General features: G+C 69.3%; 5 protein-coding genes and 1 pseudogene. 4 read left to right on the top strand and 2 right to left on the bottom strand.

The annotated features are described in order from the left end of the window. Window positions 1-1,083 (top strand): annotated as a pseudogene (locus ACZ7FF_RS35095) (hypothetical protein); the annotation flags it as partial. A gap of 163 nt (window positions 1,084-1,246) precedes the next feature. On the opposite strand, the gene ACZ7FF_RS35090 reads toward ACZ7FF_RS35095, so the two are convergent. Further along, window positions 1,247-2,158, bottom strand: a complete 912-nt coding sequence (locus ACZ7FF_RS35090) for a LysR family transcriptional regulator (RefSeq protein ID WP_470817543.1) — start codon at window positions 2,156-2,158, stop codon at window positions 1,247-1,249. Between the two features lie 660 nt (window positions 2,159-2,818). Between ACZ7FF_RS35090 and ACZ7FF_RS35085 the strand changes: the two genes are divergently transcribed. Together ACZ7FF_RS35085 and ACZ7FF_RS35080 are read left to right on the top strand one after the other, a co-directional pair. After that, window positions 2,819-3,709, top strand: a complete 891-nt coding sequence (locus tag ACZ7FF_RS35085; protein ID WP_470817541.1) for a spherulation-specific family 4 protein — start codon at window positions 2,819-2,821, stop codon at window positions 3,707-3,709. Window positions 3,710-4,186: 477 nt separating this feature from the next. Further along, the gene (locus tag ACZ7FF_RS35080; RefSeq protein ID WP_470817540.1) at window positions 4,187-5,047 is read left to right on the top strand and encodes a DeoR/GlpR family DNA-binding transcription regulator; all 861 of its coding nucleotides are present in this window, start codon (window positions 4,187-4,189) and stop codon (window positions 5,045-5,047) included. A 166-nt stretch (window positions 5,048-5,213) separates the two neighbouring features. On the opposite strand, the gene ACZ7FF_RS35075 is transcribed toward ACZ7FF_RS35080, so the two are convergent. After that, window positions 5,214-5,876, bottom strand: coding sequence for a Pvc16 family protein (locus ACZ7FF_RS35075; RefSeq protein WP_470817538.1), 663 nt, complete (start codon window positions 5,874-5,876; stop codon window positions 5,214-5,216). Window positions 5,877-6,210: 334 nt separating this feature from the next. Between ACZ7FF_RS35075 and ACZ7FF_RS35070 the strand changes: the two genes are divergently transcribed. Continuing rightward, window positions 6,211-7,059: a winged helix-turn-helix domain-containing protein gene (locus tag ACZ7FF_RS35070; protein ID WP_470817536.1), complete on the top strand. Its 849-nt coding sequence runs from the start codon at window positions 6,211-6,213 to the stop codon at window positions 7,057-7,059. Window positions 7,060-7,158 lie beyond the last annotated feature (99 nt).

Genomic DNA, 7,158 nt, shown 5'->3' with positions numbered 1-7,158 from the left:
CGCAGGAAGGCCCCGGTGGAGTCGCTGATGCCGCTGCGCCTCGCGCGTTACGGCGTGCCGCTGGCGGAGACGGCTCCGGCGGGCCTCGCGGCGGCCGGACTCGAAACGGTGTTGCTGCCGACGGTGGAACCGGTACTGGTACAGCAGTGGCAGGCGCCTGCCTTGGAAGTCGCCGCCGAACGGGTCGACCGCTCGCTGGACCGGCAGGGTGTCGCAAGCGCGGGGGAGAGGGACGCCGTATACATGGCGGCGGTGTCGGTCGAGGCCGGTCCTACTGCAGCTGACGCGGACGGCAACGGGCGTGCTTTCGCGGAGCGAGTCACTCAACCCGATGTGACCCAGGAAGACGAGACCGACGATGTGTCCGCCTCCGGCCCCGAAGAGTATTCCGCTTGGGACGACTACTTCTTCAGTGCCTGGCGTACCTACGCCGAGGAGAACGGCGGCTATCCGGATGCGGCTGCTCTCGCCGCGTTCGTGTACGAGCGTGATGGCATCACGGTCGCACCCGGTCGGCCGGTCGCCGCTGACGATCTGCTGGAGTACGTCGCCGCGTTCCGTCGGAGAGGCCGTTCCGGCGAGCACGACGCCGACGGTCAGCTGTGGTCCGACACGGCCGATGACAGCCCGGAGGTGGTGCAGGGGGAGGAGCGAGACACCGAGGGCGCCGAGGATGAGGCGTCTCTGGCCGAGGCAACGACGCAGGGCATGTCTTTGACCGTTGTCGACCGCTACTACCTCGCGTGGATGGAGTATCAGACTCAGCGCGGCGCCGAACCCACGGCCGAGGAGATGTCGGCGTTCCTCGCGGCAAAGGGGTTGTTCGGAAGGGGCCGCAGGCCGGTGAGCCCGTCCACGCTGCGCAGGTACCCGCTGCAGTTCCGCACCTACAACGTATGGGCGGAACACCGGTTGCGCACCGAGGTCCCCTCCGGTGAGGCGGTTGCGCAGGACTGCGTGGGACGCGGTATCACGGGGCAGTACAACAGACCCATCAGCCCGTCCCAGATCGAGGGACAGGCTGCGGACTTCGAACGACGCTGGGCCGTGCTCGCCGAGCTTCGGGCAGACCCCCGGGCGTAGCGTCGTGACCTGACCGCCGGCCCGGTGGCCAAGCCGGGGTGAGTGTGAAAAAGCCCAGGTCAGAGGGCAATTGCGCAGCTCCGAAGAGCATTGCGCAGCCCCCTGCGTACAGGTGCGCCCGCGGCAGCGGCGAGAGGTGTGCTTCCTCGGGGCGCGCCGGGCCTCAGGAGGAGTCGGGCAGACGGTCGGCGCTCTCGCCGAGCACGTCGATGGCGCGCTTCAGCAAGGGAGTCAGTTCGGCCGGGTGCCACAGGACCGCGTACTCCAAGCTGGCCGGAGAGTCCACCGGTAGCCAGACCAGGCCGCGGGGAAGGTGGTCGGCGTACGAAGCCGGCTGGAGCATGATGGCATCGCGCTGGAGCAGTTGTGGGTACGCCAGGCTCAGCCAGACCTCGTGGAGAGCGGGCCTGGGGTCGAGCGAGCGGGCCATCTCCTGGGTGGCCCGCCACTGCGCCGGGAACTCCGAGCGCGGCCAGCAGAGCCAGTCCCAGCCGCCCAGGTCGGAGACCTTGACCTGACCGGCATGCGCAAGGGGATGTTGTTTCCCGACGACTGCGCAGAGCGGCTCATGGCCGAGCTGCCGTCTGCCCAGGTCTTGGCCGGAGCCCTTCGCCGCCAGGCCGACGCCGAGGTGCACCGCACCGTCCAGCAGCGCGGCCCGCAGGGACCTCTCGGTGTGCTCGATGTTGCGCCACTGAAGCTTCAGGCCCTGACGGTCCCACAGGGCCGCGGCATCGGGGAGCAGTCGGCAGGCGGCGCTCGGAATGTGTCCGATGCGGATCACACCGTGCCCTGCGGCTTCGGCCTCCCGGGCGGCCGTCCACGCGTGGTCGAGCGCGGTCAGCGCGGGACCGATTCGGTCCCGGAACACGACGCCGGCCGGAGTGAGCTCGACACGCCGCGTGGTGCGCGCGAACAGCTGCACCTTGAGATCGCCTTCCAGCGCGCGTATCCGAGACGAGACCGCTTGCTGCGACAGGAACAACCTGGCGGCCGCTCGGGTGAAGTTCAGCTCCCGCGCCACTTCGAGGAATGCCCGGAGCAGGCGCACATCCAGATGATCTATACCGGTCAAGGCTGTGCTCCTGAGCGGACAGACGTTGATCCGCTCACCTCCGGAGAGCCCGGAAGAATCGCGGTGCCGGGGTGGCGCACTCATGGTGGCACGACCGGTGATCGCCCCGGCCAGGCCTTCGAGGCAGGTTCGGTACGAACGGCTGCCCTGTCGGTCATGCCCGGACGGGTGCATTCCGGGTCACGCGGCACATTGACACGCGCGATGGGTGAACGGAGTTCGGTGGGGGAGCGTGGCCCTTCCGGTCGGGTCCCGCAAGGCCGGATCGGAGCCGTCAAAAGGGCGCGATCGGAGACTGTCCGAGCAGGAGCACGGGGCCTTTTGTCGCGGTGCGCGGCCGACGTGTACGCGCAATGACATCGATTCGTGGTGTGTGGAGCGGCGGGGCAGCATCACCCCGACGAACCAGGTCACCCACCCCGTCTTCAGACGTAACGTGCTGTCAGGGCTTGGCAGGGTCGTCCTTCAGTGAAGTCGGTCCTCCCACAAGGCGGTGATCCGAAGGGGAAGAGACCTTGCCCGTTGGCATGGGCTTTCGGGAGGTTCGGCCCGCTCGGTCAAGGGACAGCGGCTGGCTAGGGCCCCGGCTCCACGACCCGTACCCCTCCGCTCCCCCCGACCCGGGGATCGGTCGCATCCCGACATGAGAGGAATCGATTCATGGGCAGCAGGAAGAGGAAGAGCAGGAAGCGGCTGGGCATCGCCGCTGTCGCCGGCTGCGCGACGGTGGCCGTGGTGCCCGCGTTCCTGGCCGTCGCACACGGCGCGACGAAGCCGAGCCAGAAGGTCGCGGTGCCGGCCTACATATATCCCGCCTCCGGAAGCTGGCAGGCCTTCGGAGGCTCCGGTCGCAAGGCGGACCTGCTCGTGGCCAACCCGAACAGCGGACCGGGGACGGGCAGGGACGCCACCTATGCCAGTGCCATCAAGAAGGCGCACAGCCAGGGTTCCAAGGTCATCGGATATGTGGACACCGGCTATTTCGGCACCACCGGCTGGATGGCGCCGGGCGCCGGCAGTTCCTCCAGGAGCGCATGGCTCAGGACGATCGAGAAGAACATCGACATCTGGTACTCGTCGTACGGCAGCTCGGGGCTCGGCGGCATCTTCTTCGACGACGCCCTGAACAGGTGCGGCCCCGGCACGGGCAGCACACAGTACGTCGATCTCTACAAGAAGATCAGGGCTTATGTGAAGGCCAAGAACAGCGGTGCACAGGTCGTCATCAACCCGGGCACGGGGACCGACAAGTGCTACGCCGACGCGGCGGACACCGTGGTGACCTTCGAGGGCAGCTACGCCCAGTACCGGACGTTCAAGCCCCAGTCCTGGGAGAAGTCCGCCGATCCCTCGAAGATCTGGCATCTGGTCTACGAGACCCGCAAGTCCCAGATGGCCAATGCGATCTCCCTGTCGAAGCAGCGCAACGCGGGCTACGTCTACGTGACCGACGACAACAACACGCCCGCCAATGGTGAGAGCTGGGGAAATCCCTGGGACACGGTGGCGTCGTACTGGGCACAGGAGGTCGGCGCCGTCTCGCGTGGCTGACCGCCACGCCCGCACGCTCCGCGACCAGGAGCCGCCGGGCACCGGCCGCGACGCGGGCGGTGCCCGGTCCGGCATGTCTGCCGGGGCCGGCCTGCGTGCCGGTGACCAAGCGCTTGCATACCCCACCTCGGGGCGGGAGAGGGGGCGCTCCCGCGCGGCGTCGAACAGCGCCCCCGGCCCGGGCCTCCACGGCCCGCACCGAGGTCAGCGCCCGCTCCCTCACGCACCCCTTGGTGCGACCCCAGGGTTTTTCCCCGGTCCGCCGAGCGCCCGCTCGCGTGAGTCTGGGCAGTGAAGTGCGCCGGTGGCCGTTCGAACGGCTGCGCTCCGGGACCGCATCACGGTCTCGGAGTGTGGCTCCCCGCCGACGACACGTCAGCACTCAGACGGGACATTGAATGTGGCAATTTCAGCGAGGTGTGAATCTCGGCGCTCTGGCAGAGACGAACACCCGGCGAGCGCGTACGGCCCGTGCCGGTGGCCCGGCAGGCCCCGCAGCACCCCGAGGACGTGCTGGAGCAGCCGGTGAGTGACGGCGCACGCGACGCGCGTATCTCGGTGATCCTCACGCTGCTCGCCCAGCGAGGAGAGCTTCAGGTCCGGTTCCTGCCCGCCCTCCTCGGTGTCTCGGGACCCACGGTCCGCCGGGACCTGGCGGTGATGGAGGAGAAGGGGCTCATCCGGAGGTCGTACGGGCGCGTGGCGGCGGCACGCCGCAGCGCGGAACTGCCGGTGAGTCTGCGCCGGTCCCAGAACACCGAGGCGAAGCGCCGCATCGGAGCCCTGACCTGCTCTCTGATACCTTCCCGCCCCCTCACCGTGGCGCTGAGCGGCGGCAGCACGGTCGGCTTCGTCGCCGGCCTCCTGGCGGGCCGGACCGATCTCACGGTCGTGACGAACGGCCTCGACACGGCGACGACCCTCGCGTCACGCCAGCTGGTCGACGTAGTCGTCACGGGCGGAACGGCAAGGCCGTTGTCCAACGACCTCGTCGGCAACTCCGCGGAGCGGTCGCTTCGCACGTACCGCTTCGACTTCGCGGTGGTCGGGGCGGACGGGATCAGCCCCGTCGCGGGATTCACCCAGCACAGCAGCAGCGGGGCGAAGGTCACCCGCATCATGCTGGAGCAGGCGAAGCAGCGGATCGTCGTGGCCGACAGCTCGAAGCTGGGCCGTGCCTACTCGGCGAAGGTCGCCGATCCGGACGCGGTGCACACCGTGGTCACCGACTCTCACGCGAACACGGACATGATCACGTCGCTTCGCCGGCTCGGCCTGAACATGATCGTGGTGGCCCTCCCGCCGAATGCCAAGTCCGTGCGGCGCTTCGCCGTCTGATCGACAGGCCACCGCGTGCCGACCGGTGCGGGGGGTAGGGACTGCTTCCGCCGCGCTCGCCCCGCCGATGCGCGCCTTGCCGCGGGCGGGCGTGAAGGGGCCCGCCCCTGACCGGATCCTAGCCGCCGGCCGCCGCCGTGGGGGATGGCCCGGTGTTCACGGACGCCTATTGCTCATCGGAGGCGCGCAGTTGGGCGGCCGCGGTGAAGCCGGGGACAGCGGATGACCGAGGACGCCGGCCCACCCCTGGGGGACCGGACGGGTCCCGGCGAAGCACGTTGACGGCCGGGGCCTCGGTGACGGCCGGGCCGGCCTCGTGGGCGCGGCCCGGAAGCGGCGCGGTGACCACGACGTCGAGGGACGGCCTGAGTTCACTGCCGAGTGCGGACCAGATCTCCGCGAGGGAGCGGGACGCCACCGGCGCGGCGGAGGTCGACAGCGGAACGGCGAGGTCCAAGGCCCCGAGGGAGCCCGGCAGTTCGCCGGGGAGCAGTAGCTCGTGCGAGGTGAACAGGGACAAGAGGGAGGCCAGCAGCCGGTGTTCCTCCCGAGGCTGCCCGGCCCAGACACTCATCAGGTACGACAGCTGGAACCAGTGGGGCTGCGGCCGGCGTTTGACGACCCGCCCCTCCTCCACCACGGGCACATAGCCGTGCTGCCGTCGGCTCACGTCCTCCCGCACGTCGTACAAGTAGGCGTTGACCACGGGCCCCTTGCGGCGGGCGGCCCAGGCGCTGGTCGGCATCTCGAAGGAGACCTCGACCTCCGAGTCGGCCAACGCGCCCCGGACGAGCAGCTTGTGGAGGGCATCGTCCACCTCGTGGATCACGTCGTTCTCCCCTCGCTGCCGCTCGTGGTACCGGGATCCGCTCCGTCCCGGGTGATCCTGCCGGAGTATCCGTGCCCCGGTGGGCAGGGTGGGGACGGCACCCGGGCATGCTCCGCTGCCCGAACGGGGTTCACTGCGGCCGGATCGCCCTTGCGGCACGGCTGCCGGTCCGCGAGCGGCAGCGTCCGAAAAAAGGCGGCTTTTCTGGTACGCCAGATCTGGGCATTCCGAAGGCCAATATGCCGGAACGTGGCGCATCGTATGCGCACACGATTTCCTCAAGTTGCGCTCATGTAGGAACTCTTTCTCGGAATCGGAGTGCATCGTTAGTTCCATGCGACAAGAAAATCGGTACACGGCGGCGGGCCGGAGGCCGCCGGAAGCGGGGCGTCGGATCGTTGTCGCCGCCGATGGCGAGGCCGCGCGGGTCGTCATGCGCCGCCTTGAGGGGGCGGGTCATGACGTGGAGCACGTCGGCGACGGCTCCGCCGCCCTGGCCCGGGTCCTGGCGGACCCGTGCGACCTGGTGCTTCTCGACCCCGACCTGCCCGGCACGGGCGGCCTGAACCTCTGCCGGCGGCTGCGGGCGCTCGGTACGTGGCCGGTCATCATGCTGACGGCGCGGGACGGCGAGCAGGACCGCATCGCCGGCCTGGAGGCCGGTGCCGACGACTACGTGACAGAGCCGTGCAGTCCACGCGAACTGGAGTTGCGCGTCCAGGCCGTGCTCCGCCGGAGCGGCCCGGCGGGGCGCCCGCAAAGGGCCTGCTGCCCGCAGCTGGTCCTGGAGGAGTTCAGCCACAGCGTTGTCAAGGGTGGTACAGCCTTCCCTCTCACCGTTCGCGAGTTCGGCCTTCTGACGCATTTCATGCGCCATCCTTGTCGCACTCACAGCAGGGAGGAACTGATGCGTGCTGTCTGGGGCTGGGATCACGGCGATCCCTCCACGGTGACGGTCCATGTCCGGCGACTGCGGAGCAAGATCGAGGACGACCCGGCGCGTCCACGGCACATCCAGACCGTCTGGGGGGCGGGCTACCGGTTCGACCCTTTCGGGCACTCGGGCGCTGATCGACCCGGCGCGGGGGCGGCGTGTCGTTCTCGGCGGGGGAGAGAGTGTCTAGCCTTCAGGACTTGTGGGCGCGGACCACTCCCACCGCTCCGGGACCTCGCCGTTGGGTGAGACCGCGTAATTAGTCTTACGGTACGGGGCGGGCGCGAGACATCTGCGTCCAAGTCCCGTATGGATAACCTTGGTTGAACCGGTTCACAGCGACGGCAG

This window comes from Streptomyces sp. NPDC037126 (assembly GCF_055605965.1).
The sequence above is the reverse complement of the archived record's forward strand: the minus strand, read 5'-3'. Positions and strand labels throughout refer to the sequence as shown.

Bases quoted from the DNA above. Each gene is read 5' to 3' on its own strand.
- ACZ7FF_RS35070 (WP_470817536.1), top strand. From the start codon at position 6,211: ATGCGACAAGAAAATCGGTACACGGCGGCGGGCCGGAGGCCGCCGGAA.
- ACZ7FF_RS35085 (WP_470817541.1), top strand. From the start codon at position 2,819: ATGGGCAGCAGGAAGAGGAAGAGCAGGAAGCGGCTGGGCATCGCCGCT.